This is a genomic window from Streptomyces sp. XH2 (genome assembly GCF_049725035.1).
Lineage (GTDB): Bacteria > Actinomycetota > Actinomycetes > Streptomycetales > Streptomycetaceae > Streptomyces > Streptomyces roseoverticillatus.
In genome coordinates, this window is sequence record NZ_JBMMMZ010000001.1 from 502,642 (window position 1) to 521,295 (window position 18,654).

Sequence of the window (18,654 nt, forward strand, 5' to 3'; positions counted from 1 at the left end):
AGCTACCCGCGTCGCCGAATCACGGCCGTCCCCGCTTTCAGGTCGATGCCCATACGCGGCGGCGCGCCACCGTGCACGTCATCCCTCAGCACCAGTTCCTCCTGCCGCTGTTCGATCTGTACGTGCTTGTTGGCATTCATGAACGCGTGCAGCTCCTCGGTGACCGTGGCTCCCAGGCCGACACCGCTGTTCGGCGAGCGCGCGGCCAGCCGGCGGCACAGCCAAGACGGATGCCCCGATCTCAGGACCACGTACCGGACCGAGGCGAACATGAAGGGCACGATCACCAGCACCGTCATGAACAGTAGGCCCGCCATCATCACCATGACCTGCCAACGCCCCGGGCTTGCACAACAGTTCCCACCTGCCGCTCATTGGGCCGCGCCTGCGCCTTGGCCGGCCCTCCGGGCCACCAAGAACGACCTCTGCGTCAACCCGAACGCCGCCGGTGGGGCGGTGGTCGCCCAGCTCGCCCCCGGGGTGCCGGCCTCCTAAGGCTCGTGGGCCACGTCGTCGGGCAGTTTCCGCAGCCCTGCCCGGCCGACAGTGATGTAGAGCCCCGTTCCGGTCACCACACGGCAGTGGCCGCCCTCCTCACGGAGGACGACCACGCGTGTCCCGGCGGGCAGCATCCCGTCGGGCTCCAGGGCCCGCTCGGTCCGGTCGAACCAGTACGGCTGCCACTCCGTGAGGACATGGCTGAACCGGTTGGGGGCCGGTCGTACGACGTTGTCCCGGGGAACGACGGACTCAGCGCCCAGGACGGTGGCGTCGGGCCTCCGAACGGCATGCGCCTCTTTTCCCGGTGGCCCATGCGCCCCCGGAGCCCTGCGGTCCTGCTCACCGTTCATGAGATTTCGGCCCTACGCAGCGATCAGGCTGTCCTCGGGCAGGACGACCGGAATGCTGCGCTGCACGGTGCCGGCGCCGACGGGTGCCGTGTGGGTGCGCAGCTCTCCGCGTTCCGCCAGCTCCAGATGGTTGGGCAGCTCGTACGGGTCGGCGGCCTCCATGTCCACGACATAGCCCAGGTCCTGCAGGCTCGCCACGGTCAGGCGGCTGAGGGGGTTGGGCGGTCCTGCGACGAATCCGGTCATCAACTCGTTGACGAAGACCGTCTCGCGCCAGTGTCCGTCACGGGTGCCCGGCTCGCCCTGGTTCTCCACCGGTACGAGCCTGGGCTGGCTCGCGCCCACCAGCTTGGCGTATTCCTGCTGGGCGGTCTTGCCGACGAAGACGGGGTTGTCGGTGCCGGCGCCCTTGAGCAGCTTCTTCTCCCTCCACGGCCTGGTACCGATGCCGCAGACGTGCCCCATTTCGTGCGTGATCACATCCACCAGTGTTCCATTGGCCTGCATCTCGTCCAGGTCGTCCGTGTCGAAGGACATCACTCCCTTCGCGGGCAGGAAGGCGCTGGGGCCGTTGGGCGGTCTCAGAGCCGTCGGTCCGGCTTCGCCCAATGTGTTCCCCGGCCCGTCGATCGGCGTGCCCTGGGCCAGAATCAGCAGGTCGTCGACGACCTCGCCGTCGACGCTCACGTCCGGGAGGTCCCCGACGATGACCTTTGCCCACCGATCCGCCGCGGTGGCGAACGCGGCCTTCTGCGCCTCGTTCAGACCACCGAGGAACTGCACTTGAATCGTGTACGGGGATGTGGTTGCGGCAAGCGCACGCGCACGCGCCGCATCGGCCCTCGCATAATGCGTCTCGTACTCAACCATGACTCTCCCTCCTCCGGGAGATGCGTTGCTGCAGCTACACCGGAGAACCACGGGAGTTGAAGAGGAAAGTATCCAGCAGGTTCACAGGTCCCCCGGCGCCTCACGCGCCACTGATGCCATGTGCGCGACTTATCCGAATTTTCCTGCCTCAGTATTTTCCAGGCTACGCCTGTTCATGGTGGCAGTACACGGCCGGACGGCGTAGCCGATGCCGTCGCCACCGCGCACCGGAGGCGGGACATCAGTTGGGGATCGCTGCGGGGCAAGGCCGGACAGATCCCTGCCGGCTGTCCGAAAGGCAGCGTCGCGGGAGGCAAGGGAGGGCACAGCGCGAAGAGGGCCGCGCTCAACAGTTCGGGAGTCGTTGGAAGCCCTGCTGCATGGTCAATGTTATGCCGACGAGGATTGCGTCACTCAGCGGCTCTTCAGAACCGAGGTTCAGAGCCCAAGACAGTGGTAGTCGGCCGCCCGACTGTGCGGCGATCCCGATGGAACCGAGGAGGAACATTGCGGCTGCGCAACGTCTCACCGGACGACGTCGAGGCCTATGTCCGGATGCGGTGTGATCCGAACATGATGGCCGACCTCGGCGGACCCTTGCCCTTTGAGGGGATGGCGGACAAAGTCAGGCGGGATGCCCAGAAGGCAGCAGCCGACTCTGCGTGGTTCAAGATGATCATTCCCGATGTGTCCAGTCCTCACATGGTGGCGGGGACAGTGACCATCTGGTCCCACGAGACCGATGATGAACCGATCTCCGAGATCGGTTGGATGGTTCTGCCTGAATTCCAAGGGCAGGGGCTGGGCAAACGGGCCGTCCGCGCACTCCTGGAACAGGCCCGGGATCAAGACCGCTGGGGACTCGTGAACGCCTTCCCGGCAACGAGCAACGCAGCCTCAAACGCCATCTGCCGTTCCGTCGGCTTCCAGTTCCTTCACGAGGTTGACATGACCTTCGCAGGGCGCGTCCTCAAGACCAATCACTGGGCCATGGATCCGCGGAAGGATTTGGACTGATGCCAACGGACTCGATGCCCCGTCAAGCTCAGTCGGCCGCAGCTTACTGAGCCTGGGTTCTGGTTCGGGCGAGGCGGCAAGGCTCCTCGGCCCTGGACAGGAGACGGCGGTCCGTGACTGCTCGCGAATCAACGGCGTGCCCCGGATGGTTCCGTCGGCCGCGCGCCGGGCCTGGGGTGCGGCGGTCCGCTAGGCGGCTCCGGCGGTGCCCGCGCCGAGGCCGTTCAGGAAGGTGTCGACGACCGTGTCGGCGGCCTGCGCGGGGCTGAGGCCGGTCAGCTGGCGCGAGGCGATGTTCATGAGTTGCGGCAGGAGCGCGCTCACCCACTCCTCCGGCAGCCCGGAGCGGAGCAGGCCCTCGTCCGCGGCGCGGCGCAGGAAGTCGGTGAGCTCGCGGACCGAGTGCTCGCGTCGCTTGCGGACCGGCTCGTCGGCCAGCATGCGGCTCAAGTCGACCGGCCATGTGCGGTTGACGCCGATGATGCCCTCGACATAGCGGTGCAGGGCGACGGCGACGGGGGCCTCGCGCAGCCGGGCGTCCTCGGTGGCCCGCTCGATGGCCGTCAAGCGCGCCTCGTAGATGGCCGCCAGCAACTCCTCGCGTGAGGCGAAGTTCCGGTAGACGGTACGCCGGTCCACGCCGGCCTCCGCCGCGATGGCGCTGATGCTCACAGCCGGATCGGCGGCGAGCAGGCGTGCACCGGTCGTCATGACTGCTTCCAAGTTGCGTGCTGCGTCGGCTCTCACGCCCCCAGGATAGCCAGGCTTGAGCGAAACATCTCATCTATCGACACGTCCCTGTGACTACTGCTCCCGCAAGCGCTACAGTGATGTGACAGTTACGGAGTTACGGAAGCTCTCGGCTACAGACTTGGGAGAAAACACGTGATCACCTACGACAAGCTCTTCATCGGCGGCGCCTGGACGGAGCCGAGCAGCCCGGAACTGCTCGACATCCTGTCCCCGCACGACGAGTCGGTCGTCGGCCGCGCCGCCCAGGCCCAGCCGGCCGACGTGGACCGCGCGGTGGCCATCGCCCGCGCCGCCTTCGACGAGGGCACCTGGCCGAACACCCCGCCGGCCGAGCGGATCGCGGTGCTGCGCCGGCTCAACGCCCTGCGGGAGGCCCGGGCCGAGGAGATCGCAGCCGTGATCAGCGCGGAGAACGGCTCCGCCGGCTGGTTCACCCGCGCCGGGCAGCCGGGGCTGTCCCGTCAGGCCAACGCCTACCTGAAGGCGGCCGAGGAACTGGCATGGGAGGAGACCCTGACGCCCACCGACCCCGCGGCCACCGTCCGCAGCATCGTCCGCCGGGAAGCCATCGGCGTCGTCGCCGCCGTCATCCCATGGAACTCGCCGTTCTCCGCCTCCATGGCGAAGATCATTCCGGCGCTGCTGGCCGGCAACACGGTCATCCTGAAGGTCTCGCCGGAGAACTCGCTGAGCATGAACCTGCTGGCCGGCTTGCTGGCCGACTGCGGGCTGCCCAAGGGCACGATCAGCGTGCTGCCGGCCGACCGCGAGACCAGCGAGCACCTGATCTCCCACCGCGACGTCGACAAGATCGCGTTCACCGGCTCGACCCGCGCCGGGCGCCGGATCGCCTCGATCGCGGGCGAGCAGCTCAAGCGGGTCAGCCTGGAGCTCGGCGGCAAGTCCGCCGCCGTCTTCCTGCCCGACGCGGACCTGGAGAAGTTCAAGGCGGGCCTGAAGTTCTCCTCCCTGCTCAACAACGGTGAGGCGTGCATCGCGCACACCCGCATCCTCGCGCCGCGCAGCCGCTACGAGGAGGTCGTCACCGCCGTCAAGGAAGTCGTCGAGTCGCTGAAGGTCGGCGACCCGCGGGACCCGGACACGTTCATCGGCCCGATGATCCGCCGTGACCAGCAGCAGCGGGTGCGCGACTACATCGAGACCGGCGTCAAGGAAGGCGCGCGCCTGGTCACCGGAGGCCCCGAAGCGCCGGCCGGCCTGGAGAAGGGCTACTACGTCACCCCGACCGTCTTCGCCGACGTCGACAACTCGATGCGGATCGCCCAGGAAGAGATCTTCGGCCCGGTGCTGGCCGTCATCGCCTACGAGGACGAGGACGACGCCGTACGCATCGCCAACGACTCCGAGTACGGCCTGTCCGGCGGCGTATGGAGCACGGACGAGGGACACGCCCTTGAGATCGCCCGCCGCATGCGGACCGGCACCGTCACGGTCAACGGCACACCTGTCGGCTTCGACGGCCCGTTCGGCGGCTACAAGGCCAGCGGCGTCGGGCGCGAGTACGGCTTCGCCGGGCTGAACACCTACATCGAGTACAAGACTGTCACCATGTGACGCGCCCTCATGCCGGCGGCGCGGCGCGGCGCGGTACGGACCAAACCTCGAAGTCGTGGATAAGCCACGCCGAATCGGTGGGGCATCCCGACTTGGGTGAGCAGGATGCCGGTGAGCTGATGGTCCGGGTCGGCGTAGGTCGGGGTGCCGGTTCCGCGCACTGCCATCCCGAAGCCCCAGCCACCGTGCTGCCCTTGGCTGAATGACACATGAACGTTGTTGCGGGCAAGAGCCTCCCGGACGGCCGGTTGCCCGGGTGTGAGACGGTTGGTGGTCATCAGCTCGACCGCAGGCCGGGACAGGATCCGTTCGATGCCGTGTGTCCCGTGGTCAGCAGCATCCGGAAGCAGGCGTTGTAGTCGTCGACGCCGAAGGCTTGCTGTGCTGTCCGCCCACCGCCTCGTCCCATACGGGACATAGCTGGGCGGCAACCGGATGACCTTGCCCGCGGACACGTGGAAGCCGGTGTCCTTCGTCCCCAGCGGTTCGAGGATGCGTTCGCGCAGAAACGTCTCGCACGGCTGACCCGGGACCCTCGCGACGAGCACCCCCAGCACGTCGTGGCTGAGGTGGTACTGCCACTGCCCTCCGGGCTGCTGCACCAGCGGCGGCGTGCCGAGGCGGCGCATCCACTCGCCCTGCTCGGGCAGCGGCTCCGTGCCCCGGCCGAAGATGCCCTGCTCGAAGATCGCCTTCCTGATCGGGGAGCCCGTCATCGACAGATCCAGACCGAGCCCGAACGTAAAGGTCAGCAGGTCCCGGACGGTGACCGCATCGTCCCGAGCGTGCTTCGGAGAAGCCGCTGGACCAGGTCAGCGCCCGGTGGGCTCGGTCCGCCCCAGACGCCGGCCGATCTCTGCGTCGATCTCGCACGCCGTCACCTTGCTCAAGAGCAGGGAACGCTCGGGCGGAAAACGACTCCCGGCGTGCGCCGCGAACGCTATGTCATCAACGATGAGGGCTGGCTACAGTCCCACCTTGCAGCCCTGCAGCCCTGCAGCCCTGCAGCCCTGCAGATGAACGAAGCCCTGACGGCCGCATCACGGCGCGGAGCCGAGGTTCTCGGGGCCGCAACCCCGGGCGCGGACGCCCTTTGGCCACCCCCGAGCCCGGCTTGGGCTCGGGGGCCGTCCCCTGTGATCGGTGTCCGGGCCGCGAGGGCGGATGCCCGGACGCGGGCCGGGGCGGCGCGTCAGCTCACATCTCGGGGGCTGCCGTCTCCTTCAGCGTGCCGCCGGTCAGCCGCAGCCACCGGTTCACGCCGATGTTGTGGAGGAACCGCTCGTCGTGGCTGACCACGACGAAGGCCCCCTGGTAGGAGTTCAGGGCACTTTCCAGCTGGCCCGTGCTGACCAGGTCGAGGTTGTTCGTCGGCTCGTCCAGGAGGAGCAGGTGCGGGGCGGGTTCCGCGCACAGGACGCAGGCCAGGGTGGCGCGCAGCCGCTCACCGCCGGAGAGGACGCCGACGGGCAGGTGGGCGCGGGCACCCCGGAAGAGGAAGCGGGCGAGCAGGTTCATCCGCTCGGCCTCCGGTCGCTTCGGGGCGTACTGGGCGAAGTTCTCGGCCACCGTACGGTTCAGGTCCAGCAGGTCGAGACGCTGTGAGAGATAGGCGATGCGTCCGTCGGCCCGCTTGATTGCGCCGCTCTCCGGGGTCAGGTCGCCGTTGAGCAGGCGCAGCAGGGTGCTTTTCCCTGCGCCGTTGGGGCCGGTCAGTGCGATGCGTTCCGGGCCCCGGATCGTCAGGTCGGCGCCGTCTCCGGCGAAGACGTCCGTGTCGCCGAGCCGGACGCGGAGCTGTTCGCCGAGGAACAGGTTCCGTCCGGCGGGCACGTTGGTGGCGGGCAGGTCCACGGTGATGCGCTGTTCCTCGCGCAGTGCGCGCCCGGCCTCGTCCAGCCTGGCCTTCGCCTCGTTGACCCGGCCCGCGTGCATCTGGCCGGCCCGTCCGGCGGACTCCTGCGCGCCGCGCTTCATGTTGCCCGCGAAGATGCGGGGCAGGCCGGCGTTCTTCAGGTTGCGGGCGGCGTTGCTCTGGCGGCGTTCGGCGCGTTCGCGGGCCTGTTGCATCTCGCGCTTCTCCCGCTTCAACTCCTGTTCCGCGTTGCGGACGTTCTTCTCGGCGGCCTCCTGCTCGGCGCGGACGGCTTCCTCGTACGCGGTGAAGTTGCCGCCGTGGAAGCGGAGTTCACCGCGGTCGAGTTCGGCGATGCGTTCCATGCGGTCGAGAAGGGCGCGGTCGTGGCTGACCAGGAGCAGGCAGCCGTTGAAGTCGGTCAGCGCGTCGTAGAGCTTGTGCCGGGCGGCGAGGTCGAGGTTGTTGGTGGGCTCGTCGAGCAGGAGCACGTCGGGCTGCTTCAGCAGCTGGGCGGCGAGGCCGAGGGTGATGACCTGGCCGCCGCTGAGGGTGCTCAGCGTGCGCTCCAGGGTGAGGCTCGCCAGTCCCAGGCGGTCCAGCTGGGCACGGGTGCGCTCTTCGATGTCCCAGTCGTCGCCGATGGTGGTGAAGTGCTTCTCGTCGACGTCTCCCGACTCGACGGCGTCGATGGCCCGGATGATCGCGGCGACGCCCAGCACTTCGGCGACGGTGAGATCACCGGTCAGGGGGAGGCTCTGCGGGAGGTAGCCGAGGGTGCCGGCGACGGAGACGGACCCGGCGCGGGGGCGCAGGTCACCGGCGATGAGCTTGAGCAGGGTGCTCTTTCCGGTGCCGTTGGGCGCCACGAGGCCGGTGCGGCCGGAGCCGAGGGTGAAGGACAGGTCCTGGAAGACGGGGGTGTCGTCGGGCCAGGCGAAGGACAGGTTCGAGCAGACGACGGAAGCGTCGGACATGGAGGTGACCTCGTGAGGAAGGGGCCGAGGCAGGGATGACACCTCTGCCTCGGCAGCAGACAAGGGGAAAGAGGGGACGACAACGAAGCCACTGCGGCGGCGCTTCCGCGCACCGGCCGGTGGCCTGTCGGGTCCGGGTATCACCCGGAGATGTCGTCGTCCACCACCATGTCCGGTCTCCTCAACTCATGATCAGTTACGTGACAGTGTAGCAACAGAGGTGACGGGCCGTCGGTCCTAGGGAAAGGGATGGTGCTGGAGTGTGGTCAGGCCGGGGCAGCCGACGGGGCTACGGCGGCCCGGGCTCCGCGCAGATGGGCGATCCCCTGGTCCAGGGCTGCTTCCAGGTGCTCCAGGCTGCCCGTTGCCATGAGGATCATCACCCCGCCCTGGACTCCGGCCAGGAGGGCCGCTGCCTCTCGGTCGGCTTCCAGTTCACGGCTGATTTCGCCGGTGTCCTGCATATGGCGGATGCCTGCGGCAAGTTGGGCCTGCCAGTGCTGCAGCAGTTCGCGGGCCACGGCTTGCGCGGCGGCCGTGGCCGTTCCCAGTTGTGACACGGCGGCGTGCAGCGGGCAGTCGCTGCCCTGTGCGCGGTAGCGGGCGACGACCTTGTCACGCCACTGCCACCAGGCGTTCCAGTGGGTCAGAGAGCCCAGCTCCGGCTGCTGGTCGTCGATCACCCGGGCCGCCTCGTGCCGGGCCACGGCCAGCAGCAGTTCGTCCTTCCCGTTGGGGAAGTAGTGGAACAGCTGGCTCTTGCTGGTCGCCGTACGTCCCATGACGTCCTCCAGCCGCAGGGAGAACACCCCCTGCTGCCGGATCTCTTCGGCAGCGCCCTCGATGATGCGCTGCTTGGTCGCGGCGCCCTTGCGGGTCAGTCGCACATGCCCTCCCGGTTCCTCCCAGTGTGAGATCCCCGCCCATTGAAACGGCTCGGGGCGGGATACGCCATGACTGGTCAGGGCAGGAGCAGCAGCTTCCCGGTGGTCCTGCGCGACTCGATGTCGGTGTGGGCCCGGGCAGCGTCCGCCAGGGCGTAGCGGCCTCCGATGCGCGGGGTGAGCCGGCCGCCGAGGATCAGGTCGAAGATCTCTCCGGTGCGGCGGACCAGGGACTCGTGGTCGGGTACGTGATGGTGCATCACCGGGTACGTCAGCAGGATGCTGTTGGGCAGGTCGGTGGGCCGGAATGTCGGTACGCCCATGAAGGGGCCGTAGTACGCGTGCACGCCGTGCGGGCGCAGAGCGAGCTGCGAGGAGCGGAACGTATCGGTGCCCCCGCCGTCGTAGACGACATCCGCTCCCCTGCCGCCGGTCAGTTCCCTGATCCGGTCCTCGAAACCGCCGCCGGACCAGACCAGTACGTGGTCGGCGCCGGCTTCCTCGGCGACGGCGGCCTTCTCCTCGCGGGAGACCAGGCCGATCACCTTGCCGCCACGAGCCTTGACCATCTGGGTGAGCAGCAGGCCCACCCCGCCGGCAGCCGCGTGCACCACGGCCGTGTCCCCCGGCTCGATCGGGTAGGTCTCGGTGCTGAGGTGGCCGGCGGTGATTCCCTGGAGCATCACGGCGGCCGCGGTCTCGTCCGTGATGCCGTGGGGCACCTTGACCAGCGAGCCGGCCGGGACGGCGAGCAACTCGGCATAGCTGCCGGGGTGGTAGAACCATGCCACGCGGTCACCGACGGCCAGGTCGTCGACGCCTTCGCCGAGGGCGGTGACGTATCCCATCCCCTCGGCGCCCAGGACCGCGGGGGCGGCCCAGCCCGGGCCGCCCTGCGCGCGGGCGCCGGTGTCCATGTAGTTCACTCCCGCGACGCCGAGGCGGATCAGCGCCTCGCCGGGGCCGGCGACCGGGTCCGGGAGCTCGGTCCACCGCATGACCTCGGGACCGCCGTGTTCCTTGATCTGGACGGCATGCATGGGCAGCACCTCTCTGTGCGGACAAGCGTGTTGTCGGAGTGGCCTTGTGAGCCCGGTGAAGGGGTACGAGGAGCACGGTAGGAAGCGAGGTTTGGACCTACAAGTCCAGAAGGCGGGCGGGCGGGGCGCGCTGACCACCGTTCCGCTCTTCTCAGGACGACGGCCTCGCCCTGAAGATGTGGCGGCGGTGTCGGGCTCTGAGGGTGCTTCTGGGGCGCGTTGCGAAAGTGCGTGCGATGGCGGATGTGTCGTAGTACTCCTGGGGAGACATAAAGACAGGTTTGCTCTCACTTGGAGTCGTCGATGGCCGTTCGCCGTGTCGTACCGAACATCCAGTCGGAGGCCGCGCAGGAGAACCGCGAGTTCTACGGCCTGCTGGGCTTCGAGGAGGTCATGAACCACGGCTGGATCATGACCCTCGCCTCCCCGTCCAGCCCGGCAGCGCAGATCAGTGTCATGACCAGCGACAAGACCGCGCCTGTCGCCCCTGACATGAGTGTCGAGGTGGACGACGTGGATGCGGCTTACGCGATCATGAGGGAGAGCGGTGCGGAGATCATTCACCCGTTGCAGGACGAGGAGTGGGGTGTGCGGCGGTTCTTCGTCCGCGACCCCGGCGGACGGGTGGTCAACGTGCTGGGTCACCGCTGACGGCCTCTCTCGCACCCCTGGCGAGAGCGCTGGTCGCAGCCATTCGTTGATGGCTGTGACGAGGACGGTGGCTTCGTGGCGGACGGCGAGCCCGTCGTGTCTCGTGGCCACGGCCCGGTGTCTCTTCCGGCGCCGGCCTGCGGTCGGACGTTCCGGCTGTGGGTGACAGCGAAGAGCGGTATGAGTCATGCGCTGCTCGGCACACCTGCGTTCGCGAGTATGTCGCGTGCGGGCAGCGCCGTGCTCTGGGCGGCGGTCAGGCCGGAGGCTGCCAGGTGGGCGTCCACGATCCGGAGGCCGGCCGCGTATCCGGCGAAGTCGGGCAGTCCGACGGGCTGGTGCCCCATGTGCTCTGCGGTGGCGTCGCCGTACACGTAGGCGGGCAGGTTTTGCATCCCGGCCACATCGATCCCGGCCGCGACCTTCTCGCAGACGTCGTCCAGCTCCGGGCCGGACAGCGCCGTCGTCCAAGGGCCCATGGCCGGCTCGCCCGCCAGTTCCCGGACGAACGCCTCGGCCAGCCCCTCGGCCACGACCTGCTCGCCGACCGTGACCGTCATCGGGTTCCAGGCCACGTTGGCGTAGCGCACGTTGTGGTGGAGCTCGTGCGCGGCGACGTAGCCGATCTTCGCCAGGCTGGTCTCGGTGGGCCACATCGTCAGCTGGATCGCCCCGGGGATACCGCCCATGCCGAGGTAGCCGGCGTTGCGGACCGTCAGCAGGTCGTCGTCGGGGTCGCCGAGCACCAGGACGACGTGCACGGTCTCGGCGCTCTTGGCTCCGGGCACCGCGCCGCTCAGCCGCTCCCATGCCGCGGCGAGGCAGTCCTCGGTCCGTTCCCACACCCCCGCATCGCGCATCCGGCGCAGGGCCGTCAGGTAGCGCGGGTCCTCACGGTCGGTCCGGAAGCCGCTGCCCATCCGGTGCATCCGGACCACGTCCACGCCCACCGTGGACATCACGTTGTGCAGAGGGCTGAGCATGTCCCGCAGGGCGTCGGGCCGCTCCTCCAGCGGGCGCTGCAGGAGATCGAGCATGGAGGAGGCCGTGTCATGAACAATGATCTTCATGACCTGGGACCGTAGGGCCTCACGTTACGGGAGGGGCAAGCCACGCACCTCACAATCCATCGAACGCCTCTTCGAGATTTCGTTCGACTTTCGGGACCATCCGCACTACCCGATGACACGATCGGAGCCTCAATGAGCGCCCCCGCATCCCGCCCTTCGTCAGAAAACCGCACCATCCGGCACGAAGGGGTGATATTCCACCTGAAGCTCAACAAATCGAACAAACAATGATGCCTATAGTATGACGGGTGTTTTCGCGAATAAGCTGCAGAAACAAGTTCGCCATGTTGCGTCAACCACGGGCGATCCTGTGGACCACCGCGGGTGTGGTGGCCCTCGGGCTCCTCATCGCGCTGGAGATCGTCGCGCGGCGCTACGCCGGTGTGCCGGGGCCGATGACCACCCAGGTGCGAGAGGTGGTGTTCGCCCCCAAACCAGGGCCGCTGTACGGCGGCCTTGCGTTGATGATGGTGGTGCTCACCTGGCGGCAGCGGTTCACTGCGGCCGGTGTCGCAATCGGCATCGACGTCGTCTTCGTACTGGTGCGGTGGGCGCTCGGCGTCAGGGTGCCCGAGGGCCATTTCTTCGGCAACGGCGCGTTGTGGGTGATGCTGGGCTACGCGGTCATCGCCGTCACGCGCCGCACCGGCCAGGAACGCGTCCTGCTGCTGAAGGGCGTCGGGCTGGGCCTGCTGCTGGTGACCGGCCGCAAGATCGGCGACACCTGGCTGCTCATCACGTCGAAGACACGCCCGATGGTGCTCGACCAGTACGTGGCCACCGCCGATCACGCGCTGGGCAACCCGTCATGGCTGGTGGGCCGGATCGTCAAGGCCACCGCCCCGATCGGCGACCACATCCTCGACGTGGTCTACGCCCAGCTCGCGGTCGCCGCGGTCGTCGTCGCGCTGTACCAGCTGCGCAACGTGGCGGCCGAGCGCCGCTTCCCGAGCCACCACCTGGTGCGCACCTTCCTGGTGATCGGCCTCCTCGGGCCGGCCTTCTACATGATCTTCCCGGTGGTCGGACCGGTCTTCGCGTTCGGCCCGGGCGCCTCGGGCACCGGCGGCGTGCAATGGGCAGTGGCCGATCTGTGGCCGCACACGCCGCCGCCGATCAGTCCCCCTCATCCGGTGCTGTACGACGACCTCACCCCGCGCAACTGCATGCCGAGCCTGCACACGGCGTGGGCTACCGCAATCTTCATCCACTCCCGCAAGGGGTCACGGTTCCTGCGATCCGCGGGTACGTTCTGGCTGGTTGCCACGCTCAGCGCAACGCTGGGATTCGGCTACCACTACGGCGTGGACCTCGTTGCCGGTGTGGTGTTCTCCCTCACGATCGAAGCAGCCCTGCGCTCGCTCGACCGCGGCTGGGACCGGTCGGGACCCCTGCTGGTCACGTACGGCGCAGTGGTCTTCGCTGCGCTCCTGGTGTCCTATCGCTATCTGCCGATGAAGATGGCCGGGCATCCGTGGCTGTTCGGGCCACTTCTCATTCTGGCGATGGCCTCCGTGATCTACGGCTACGTACGGACCACCAAGCTGTGGGACGAGCAGGCCTCGAAGACCGCACCGGCGCGGCAACCGGAACCGCAACCCGAACCGGTGTGAATCAGCTGTGAACCGGCCCGACGTCCTGCGAAATCCTTGCCCCGGTGTGCTGTCGGTGCGCCCGACCGCCGCATACCGGGGCCCCGGGGGAGCCGAGACGGGCCCGTCCCGGGAGAGGGCTACCGCTGTGCGGCAGCCTGGCGCAGATGGCGGCTCACGTCGCCGACGAGGTTGATGCGGACCCGTCGCTCCACGAAGCGCCACCGCCCATCGCGACGCTCGAAGCGGTCACGGTACCGGCCGCCGGCGATGGGCTGCAGCGGCAGGTCGGGCAGCGCCTGCAACACGGTGACGTACGAACGCGCAACCGCCACGCGCTCCTGTTCGTCCACCTCGATGGCGACATTGGTCGTGACGTGCTGGGTTCGCGGCGTGCCGTCACCGTAGACGATCAAAGTGTCGCGGAACATCTTCTCGATCGCCTCGCGCCCGCTCACCGGTTCGCCACCGCCTATGAAGGTGGCGTCGGCGAGCAGGTCGCCGAGTCCTGCGAAATCGCCGTCGTCCACGAGCTCGGCGTACCGTGCGATCAAGTTCTCGACAGCCCGGTGGCTCGACGTCGGATCGGCGAGCGTGCGGGCGGATGTGGACATGGTGAACATGGTGGACATGGCCTCCTCCAGATGAGACGGGACATCTTCGGCGCTCTGCTCCCGCGCCCGCCCTCCGCGGCAGTCGGCATTCGGCATTCGGCAGTCACGGGGACGGCCGCCCGGCCTGTTCGATGGCTGAGCGCAGCAGTGCGGCCATCGATTGACCGGCCGCTCGCAGCGGCTCGCGGTCGCGGGTGGCCCGGGAGAGCATGAACGCCCCCTCCAGGATCATGATCAGCGAGTGGGCGAGCGACCGCGCCGTGCCGGGGTCGGGGACCCAGCGGGCGAACCACTGTTCACCGGCGCCGACCCACGCGGTGAAGACGTCCGCGGTGGCGACGCGGAGGGTTTCGTTGGTGCCGGCGACTTCCAAGGCCACCGTTGCGATCGGGCAGGCGTCGGCATACCCGGTCGCCTCGAGGTCGTCGGCGGCCACCTCGAAGGCGTGCGCGAGGGACTCGACCGGGTCCGCAACGGTGTCCAGCAGTGCGAGCACCATGCGGCCGTACGCGGCTCCGGCGGTGCGGATCGTCTCCTCGGTCAGTTGCTGCTTTCCGCCGGGGAAGAAGTGGTAGATGGACCCGAAGGGTGCGTCCGCTTCCGCCGCGATCCGCTTCAGGCCGGTGCCCGAGTAGCCGTTGCGGCGGAAGAGCGTCGTCGCTGCGTCCTGGATTCTGGTCCGGGTGTCCGGCCGGCCCTGTTCCTGCCCGTTCCCCATCGCCCCTCGCTCCCTCCGCACCGGGGTCTTGGCGCGCCCACTCAGCTCCACTACATTCTAGTAGAACGATCTATCAAGGGGGTGCGATGCCGGAAATCGAGCTGTCGTACGGACCGATCGACTATCAGGACACCGGCGGAGAAGGGCCCGTGCTGGTGTTCGGCCACGGTGTGCCGATGGACGGGAGGCAGTGGCGCAAGGTGGTGCCCCTGCTGGACGGGTATCGCTGCATCCTGCCCACGCTGCCGATGGGTGGTCACCGCCGGCCGATGGCCCCGGGCGCCGATCTCTCTCATCGGGGTGTTGCGCGGCTGCTGGGCGAGTTCATCGAACGCCTGGGCCTGGACGACGTGACCCTCGTCCTCAACGACTGGGGCGGTGGCCAGTTCCTGGTCCTGGAGAAGCAGGGTCGCAGGGTCGCGCGGCTGGTACTGGTGGCCTGCGAGGCGTTCGACAACTTTCCCCCGGGACCGGCCAAGGCCCTGGCTGCCGTGTGCGGGGTTCCCGGCGGAGTCCGGCTCCTGACCCGGCTGAAGCGCATCCCCTCCGTCCGGGCCGCCCGCCGTGGATACGGCGGGATGAGTCTTCGCGGCATCCCGGACGAGATCATGGAGAGCTGGTTCGCTCCCGCGAACCGGAGCAAGGCCGTTCGCCGGGACTTCGCCAAGTTCGCCACCTCGGCGCCCGACCGTAAGACCTTGCTCGCCTGGAGCGAGGAACTGCGCGGCTTCGACCGCCCTGTCCTGGTCGTCTGGGCCGCCGAAGACCCGCTGATGCCGCGTGAGCACGGCCCCCGGCTGGCGCAGCTGTACCCGAAGGGCCGGCTGATCGAGATCGCCGACTCGTCCACTCTCGTCCCCGAGGACCAGCCCGAACAACTCGCGGCGGTCCTGGCCGACTTCCTGACGCAGACCGGAGCGGAGCCGGTCCGGCACACGGGCTGACACAGGAACGGCGGCCGGTCTTCCACCCCCTTGGTGTCGCCATCGCTTCTACCCGGTGTCACCACCGGTGGAGTTCAGCCGTCGCCGGTGGGCGGCGTATGCGGCGATGTCGATCGTGCCGTCGGCGAAGTCGCGCACGAGTGCGCTGTACGCCTCTGCCCGCTCTCGCGGCGACGACGAGAAGTGGCACGTGTCCGCACGGTGGGCCGCGGCTTGTGAGCGCGCGGGCTTCCTCCGCTTGCGCCTCCGGTCCGGCCCGCCGCTCCAGCCGCTGCGCATCGGCTGCGGCGTACGCGGCGAAGTACCGCTCGCGGGCTCCGGCGAGACGTCCTTGACGTCCAGGACGTACCGGTTGCGGACGAGGCCCGACCCGGGGCGCAGCGCGCACTCGATGTGCTCGGTGTCCACGCCGCGCGTCCGCTCGTGCTGGGCGCGGGGGAAACCCATGGCCTGGCAGCCATCGAGGGGGGAGCCGTCCGTCAGCCTCGCCCAGCGCACCGGGGACAGGCGGGCGGCCGCCTCCGGCCGGACGAGGTCGTGACCGGAGACGAGCAGGGCGGCTTCGCGCATCCCCTCACCGCGCCACGCCACCCGGGCGCTGTGGCTGCCCGTTCCGCCCACCACGGTCACCCGTGCTTCGGGCTCGTCCGGTCGCGGGCGGGTAGCCGTACGGGCTGCACCAGCGGTCGGTGGCATTGACGACGATGTGCGTTCGTGCGTCACGGCGTCCGGGCAGACGGATCGAGGCGCCAGTCGGCGCGCAATGCGTCCCAGTCCCGCGTGAGGGCGGCGAGGCGGGCCTGCTGCCAGGGTGCGGCGGGGAGTTCCTGGTGGCTGCGCAGCTCGCGGGTGAGGAGCATGGCCCGGTTGACGCTGAACGCGGCCTGGTGGGCGGGGCCGCCGGCTGCGACGCGTTCCTCGATCAGCGTCCGGGCCGCGGGCGTGGCGTGGAGGAGGACCCAGAGGAGGGCCCAGTCCAGGTGGCGGAGGTAGTAGCCGGCGAACTCCCAGTCCAGGAGCCCGACGCGGCGGTGGTCGAGGAGGATGTTGCCGGGCAGCGGATCGCCGTGGGCGAAGCAGCGGGCGGATCCGGCTTCCTGCAGCAGGTGGGTCAGGGCATGGTGGTCGGACTCCTGGATCAGGCCGTAGCCGAGGTAGCGGTCCAGCCGGTGCTCGTAGTTCCAGCCCTGGGCGAATGCTCCCGGTGCGGGGGTCCACTGCGCGAGGGCACCCAGGGCGTCGACGGCCGGGGTCACGTCCTGGCCGGCGAGCGGAAGGGGCGGATAGCGGTCCGGGCTGAGGCGCTGCCCGGGCAGGCGCTCCAGCAGCAGCACTCCTTGCTCGGCGTCGGCGGCGATCAGTCGCGGTACGCGCACGGGCGGGGCACTGTGGGCGAAGGCCAGGTACGCGGCGACTTCGCGGGCGAACTTCTCCCGCCAGAACGCCTCCCGGCTGGTGAGGACTTTCGCAACCGCCGGCTCGGCGGCACAGGTTCCGGCGATCAGGATGCTCTTGCCGCTGGCGTGCATCAGTTCCGCGGGAACGAAGCCGGGGCGCAGGTGCCGGATCCGTGCCACCGCATCGGCCGACGGAGGCGAGGTGAGGGAGCTCGTCAGGTGCGGGGATCCCTCGCAGGATCCCCGCAGAGGGGCTGGAGCCGGGTGTGCAGGAGGCAGAATTCGTTGCCTTCCGGGTCGGCCAGGACGTGCCAGCTCTCGGCGCCCGTCTGACCGACGTCGACGGGCCTGGCGCCGAGAGCGAGCAGCCGCTCCAGCTCGGCGTCCTGGTCGCGGTCGGTGGCGTTGACGTCGATGTGCAGGCGGAGCTTCCCCGTCCGCGGGGCGCTGCTGGGGCTGAGGACGAGGGTGGGCTGTGGACCACCGAAACCGGCGTCGGCCGGCCCGATCGCGATGCTTCCGTCGTCCTCCCGTTCGAGTTCGACGTAGCCGAGGACCTTGCTCCAGAATGCGGCGAGCCCGTCGGGGTCGGCGCAGTCGATGACCAGCTCACTGATACGGCATGCCATGCCCGTCAGTGTAGGTATACGGGCCGGGATCGATCACCGGCCGGGTACTGCCGGTTCACGAGCGAGGGATGTGACCGGCCCCGCGGAGTCATCCCGCGGAGGGGACGGCGGTCCTCCTCCGGGCGCGGTACGCGGCGGCCTTGATCTTGTTGCCGCAGGACTCCATGCCGCACCACTGGCGCCGGCTGCCGCGCGAGCGGTCGATGTAGACCCGGGTGCACTCGGGGTTGCCGCACTCCTTGAACAGGGGCACGTCCGGGCCGCTCAGCAGTTCCACCGCGTGACGGGCGACGGTGGACAGCGCTTCTCGCTGCGTCGCCGCCGTCCAGCGGCCGGCGTGGGTCAGCTGCGGTGCCGCAGGAGCCCTGCGGGCCGCTTCGTTGACCACGGCCAGCGCTTCGTCGTCGAAGTCCGCGCCGAGGCGCCGGGCCGTGATCAGCTGGTAGACGGCCTCCCGTACGGTCGTCGCCCGCGCCACGTCGGCCTGCCGGGCGGGCGAGACGGAGTCGACGATGCCGGACTCCACGTACCACGCGTCCAGGCGGCCCGGCGTCGCGAACATCTCGAATCGCACCGTGCGGCGTGCCCGGAGCGTGGCCGCGAAGTCCAGGGCCGGATTGCCGCACACAAAGGCATGATCTGTGTTCACGTCACCATCTTGACGGGTGACTATGGCGCTCGCAAGGATCGTCGGCCGCTGCAGCGAGCCCCTCCCTCGGCCGTTGCGGCGCGACCCTCCTTCCGCGGTGTTCGGCCGGATCTCGCGGCCCTGTCGGTGCCGCCGCAGCCAGCGGTCGCGGGCGGCCAGGACGATCGCGCCGGGACTGTGCCCAGCGCGGACTCCCCGCCCCCGGACTCCCCGCCCCATTGCCACCGGTGGCCGGCAGCCGCTCGTCCGCCGGCACATCGAAGTCCGCGGCCCGCGGCCCGCCCGGCGAAGGAGGGCGCGCGTGTCAGAGCGCCAGGTCCCATGCCAGGCAGGAGAGGCGGTTCGTCGCCCCTTCGGGGTCGTAGGCGTCTCGTGCCGGGTCCCTCGGCGAGGCCGGCTTCGTCTCGACCATGTCCTCGTAGGCGATCCGCTCGGGCAGAGCGCCGAACCGGGCCCGGCGCATCGCCGCGCCGTTGTCCTGCGTCTTCTTGTCCTGCGTGTTGCGGTCTTCCATCGTCAGCCTCCCGCTGCCTCGGCACCACTGCGCGCAGCTCGGCCCTCCCGCCGC

At 69.3% G+C, this 18,654-nt stretch carries 21 protein-coding genes; 5 read left to right on the plus strand and 16 right to left on the minus strand.

From position 1 onward, the window contains the following. Positions 1-2 precede the first annotated feature (2 nt). The 3 genes from ACOTKD_RS02270 to ACOTKD_RS02280 form a co-directional block, all read right to left on the minus strand. The gene (locus tag ACOTKD_RS02270) at positions 3-326 is read right to left on the minus strand and encodes a DUF6191 domain-containing protein (protein WP_424887107.1); all 324 of its coding nucleotides are present in this window, start codon (positions 324-326) and stop codon (positions 3-5) included. A gap of 165 nt (positions 327-491) precedes the next feature. Next, positions 492-851 (minus strand): hypothetical protein, encoded by a 360-nt coding sequence (locus ACOTKD_RS02275; RefSeq protein ID WP_424887109.1) that lies wholly within the window; start codon positions 849-851, stop codon positions 492-494. Positions 852-863: 12 nt separating this feature from the next. Further along, the gene (locus ACOTKD_RS02280; RefSeq protein WP_424887110.1) at positions 864-1,721 is read right to left on the minus strand and encodes a leishmanolysin-related zinc metalloendopeptidase; all 858 of its coding nucleotides are present in this window, start codon (positions 1,719-1,721) and stop codon (positions 864-866) included. 507 nt (positions 1,722-2,228) lie between these two features. On the opposite strand from ACOTKD_RS02280, the gene ACOTKD_RS02285 reads away from it, so the two are divergent. After that, entirely contained in the window at positions 2,229-2,738 is a 510-nt protein-coding gene (locus tag ACOTKD_RS02285; protein ID WP_424887111.1) for a GNAT family N-acetyltransferase, read from the plus strand. Positions 2,739-2,927: 189 nt separating this feature from the next. Here ACOTKD_RS02285 and ACOTKD_RS02290 read toward each other — a convergent pair whose 3' ends face one another. Then, positions 2,928-3,449: a TetR/AcrR family transcriptional regulator gene (locus tag ACOTKD_RS02290; protein ID WP_424887112.1), complete on the minus strand. Its 522-nt coding sequence runs from the start codon at positions 3,447-3,449 to the stop codon at positions 2,928-2,930. Positions 3,450-3,623: 174 nt separating this feature from the next. On the opposite strand from ACOTKD_RS02290, the gene ACOTKD_RS02295 reads away from it, so the two are divergent. After that, positions 3,624-5,066 (plus strand): aldehyde dehydrogenase, encoded by a 1,443-nt coding sequence (locus ACOTKD_RS02295; protein WP_424887113.1) that lies wholly within the window; start codon positions 3,624-3,626, stop codon positions 5,064-5,066. Here the strand turns inward: ACOTKD_RS02295 and ACOTKD_RS02300 are convergent. The 4 genes from ACOTKD_RS02300 to ACOTKD_RS02315 form a co-directional block, all read right to left on the minus strand. Beyond that, entirely contained in the window at positions 5,036-5,821 is a 786-nt protein-coding gene (locus tag ACOTKD_RS02300) for a serine hydrolase domain-containing protein (protein WP_424887368.1), read from the minus strand. The two genes, ACOTKD_RS02295 and ACOTKD_RS02300, sit on opposite strands and share 31 nt — an antisense overlap. Before the next feature lie 442 nt (positions 5,822-6,263). Beyond that, positions 6,264-7,898, minus strand: coding sequence for a ribosomal protection-like ABC-F family protein (gene abc-f / locus ACOTKD_RS02305; RefSeq protein WP_424887114.1), 1,635 nt, complete (start codon positions 7,896-7,898; stop codon positions 6,264-6,266). A gap of 266 nt (positions 7,899-8,164) precedes the next feature. Further along, positions 8,165-8,785: a TetR/AcrR family transcriptional regulator gene (locus tag ACOTKD_RS02310; protein ID WP_424887115.1), complete on the minus strand. Its 621-nt coding sequence runs from the start codon at positions 8,783-8,785 to the stop codon at positions 8,165-8,167. A 74-nt stretch (positions 8,786-8,859) separates the two neighbouring features. Then, complete coding sequence (locus ACOTKD_RS02315) at positions 8,860-9,822, minus strand: quinone oxidoreductase family protein (protein WP_424887116.1); 963 nt, start codon at positions 9,820-9,822, stop codon at positions 8,860-8,862. 303 nt (positions 9,823-10,125) lie between these two features. On the opposite strand from ACOTKD_RS02315, the gene ACOTKD_RS02320 reads away from it, so the two are divergent. Next, positions 10,126-10,473 carry a VOC family protein gene (locus tag ACOTKD_RS02320; RefSeq protein WP_424887117.1) on the plus strand — a complete coding sequence of 116 codons (348 nt, stop codon included), beginning with the start codon at positions 10,126-10,128 and terminating at the stop codon, positions 10,471-10,473. Positions 10,474-10,658: 185 nt separating this feature from the next. Here the strand turns inward: ACOTKD_RS02320 and ACOTKD_RS02325 are convergent, their stop codons facing one another. Further along, a complete protein-coding gene (locus ACOTKD_RS02325; RefSeq protein ID WP_424887118.1) occupies positions 10,659-11,543 on the minus strand; it encodes a DUF2268 domain-containing protein in 885 nt (294 codons plus the stop codon). Positions 11,544-11,827: 284 nt separating this feature from the next. Here ACOTKD_RS02325 and ACOTKD_RS02330 point away from each other — a divergent pair, with 284 nt between their 5' ends. Next, positions 11,828-13,156 (plus strand): phosphatase PAP2 family protein, encoded by a 1,329-nt coding sequence (locus ACOTKD_RS02330; RefSeq protein WP_424887369.1) that lies wholly within the window; start codon positions 11,828-11,830, stop codon positions 13,154-13,156. Between the two features lie 119 nt (positions 13,157-13,275). Here the strand turns inward: ACOTKD_RS02330 and ACOTKD_RS02335 are convergent, their stop codons facing one another. Both ACOTKD_RS02335 and ACOTKD_RS02340 read right to left on the minus strand, forming a co-directional pair. Then, positions 13,276-13,749 (minus strand): nuclear transport factor 2 family protein, encoded by a 474-nt coding sequence (locus tag ACOTKD_RS02335; RefSeq protein ID WP_424887370.1) that lies wholly within the window; start codon positions 13,747-13,749, stop codon positions 13,276-13,278. A 103-nt stretch (positions 13,750-13,852) separates the two neighbouring features. Then, entirely contained in the window at positions 13,853-14,467 is a 615-nt protein-coding gene (locus ACOTKD_RS02340) for a TetR/AcrR family transcriptional regulator (RefSeq protein WP_424887119.1), read from the minus strand. An 86-nt stretch (positions 14,468-14,553) separates the two neighbouring features. Here ACOTKD_RS02340 and ACOTKD_RS02345 point away from each other — a divergent pair, with 86 nt between their 5' ends. After that, positions 14,554-15,411, plus strand: a complete 858-nt coding sequence (locus ACOTKD_RS02345; protein ID WP_424887120.1) for an alpha/beta fold hydrolase — start codon at positions 14,554-14,556, stop codon at positions 15,409-15,411. 48 nt (positions 15,412-15,459) lie between these two features. Here the strand turns inward: ACOTKD_RS02345 and ACOTKD_RS02350 are convergent, their stop codons facing one another. The 5 genes from ACOTKD_RS02350 to ACOTKD_RS02370 all read right to left on the minus strand — a co-directional run bounded on the left by ACOTKD_RS02350 (position 15,460) and on the right by ACOTKD_RS02370 (position 18,600). After that, positions 15,460-15,981 carry a hypothetical protein gene (locus ACOTKD_RS02350; RefSeq protein ID WP_424887121.1) on the minus strand — a complete coding sequence of 174 codons (522 nt, stop codon included), beginning with the start codon at positions 15,979-15,981 and terminating at the stop codon, positions 15,460-15,462. A gap of 149 nt (positions 15,982-16,130) precedes the next feature. Next, positions 16,131-16,988: an aminoglycoside phosphotransferase family protein gene (locus ACOTKD_RS02355; protein ID WP_424887122.1), complete on the minus strand. Its 858-nt coding sequence runs from the start codon at positions 16,986-16,988 to the stop codon at positions 16,131-16,133. 35 nt (positions 16,989-17,023) lie between these two features. Beyond that, on the minus strand, positions 17,024-17,437 hold the full coding sequence (locus tag ACOTKD_RS02360) for a VOC family protein (RefSeq protein WP_424887123.1): 414 nt from the start codon (positions 17,435-17,437) through the stop codon (positions 17,024-17,026). 88 nt (positions 17,438-17,525) lie between these two features. After that, on the minus strand, positions 17,526-18,086 hold the full coding sequence (locus ACOTKD_RS02365) for a CGNR zinc finger domain-containing protein (RefSeq protein ID WP_424887124.1): 561 nt from the start codon (positions 18,084-18,086) through the stop codon (positions 17,526-17,528). Positions 18,087-18,390: 304 nt separating this feature from the next. Continuing rightward, entirely contained in the window at positions 18,391-18,600 is a 210-nt protein-coding gene (locus tag ACOTKD_RS02370; protein ID WP_424887125.1) for a hypothetical protein, read from the minus strand. Between the last annotated feature and the right edge of the window lie 54 nt (positions 18,601-18,654).

Excerpts from the sequence above, each read along its gene's own strand:
- ACOTKD_RS02270 (WP_424887107.1), bottom strand. The coding sequence starts at position 326 with ATGGTGATGATGGCGGGCCTACTGTTCATGACGGTGCTGGTGATCGTG.
- ACOTKD_RS02275 (WP_424887109.1), bottom strand. The coding sequence starts at position 851 with ATGAACGGTGAGCAGGACCGCAGGGCTCCGGGGGCGCATGGGCCACCG.
- ACOTKD_RS02280 (WP_424887110.1), bottom strand. The coding sequence starts at position 1,721 with ATGGTTGAGTACGAGACGCATTATGCGAGGGCCGATGCGGCGCGTGCG.
- ACOTKD_RS02290 (WP_424887112.1), bottom strand. The coding sequence starts at position 3,449 with ATGACGACCGGTGCACGCCTGCTCGCCGCCGATCCGGCTGTGAGCATC.
- abc-f (WP_424887114.1), bottom strand. The coding sequence starts at position 7,898 with ATGTCCGACGCTTCCGTCGTCTGCTCGAACCTGTCCTTCGCCTGGCCC.
- ACOTKD_RS02315 (WP_424887116.1), bottom strand. The coding sequence starts at position 9,822 with ATGCATGCCGTCCAGATCAAGGAACACGGCGGTCCCGAGGTCATGCGG.
- ACOTKD_RS02320 (WP_424887117.1), top strand. The coding sequence starts at position 10,126 with ATGGCCGTTCGCCGTGTCGTACCGAACATCCAGTCGGAGGCCGCGCAG.
- ACOTKD_RS02325 (WP_424887118.1), bottom strand. The coding sequence starts at position 11,543 with ATGAAGATCATTGTTCATGACACGGCCTCCTCCATGCTCGATCTCCTG.
- ACOTKD_RS02330 (WP_424887369.1), top strand. The coding sequence starts at position 11,828 with ATGTTGCGTCAACCACGGGCGATCCTGTGGACCACCGCGGGTGTGGTG.
- ACOTKD_RS02335 (WP_424887370.1), bottom strand. The coding sequence starts at position 13,749 with ATGTCCACATCCGCCCGCACGCTCGCCGATCCGACGTCGAGCCACCGG.
- ACOTKD_RS02340 (WP_424887119.1), bottom strand. The coding sequence starts at position 14,467 with ATGGGGAACGGGCAGGAACAGGGCCGGCCGGACACCCGGACCAGAATC.
- ACOTKD_RS02345 (WP_424887120.1), top strand. The coding sequence starts at position 14,554 with ATGCCGGAAATCGAGCTGTCGTACGGACCGATCGACTATCAGGACACC.
- ACOTKD_RS02350 (WP_424887121.1), bottom strand. The coding sequence starts at position 15,981 with ATGCGCGAAGCCGCCCTGCTCGTCTCCGGTCACGACCTCGTCCGGCCG.
- ACOTKD_RS02360 (WP_424887123.1), bottom strand. The coding sequence starts at position 17,437 with ATGGCATGCCGTATCAGTGAGCTGGTCATCGACTGCGCCGACCCCGAC.
- ACOTKD_RS02370 (WP_424887125.1), bottom strand. The coding sequence starts at position 18,600 with ATGGAAGACCGCAACACGCAGGACAAGAAGACGCAGGACAACGGCGCG.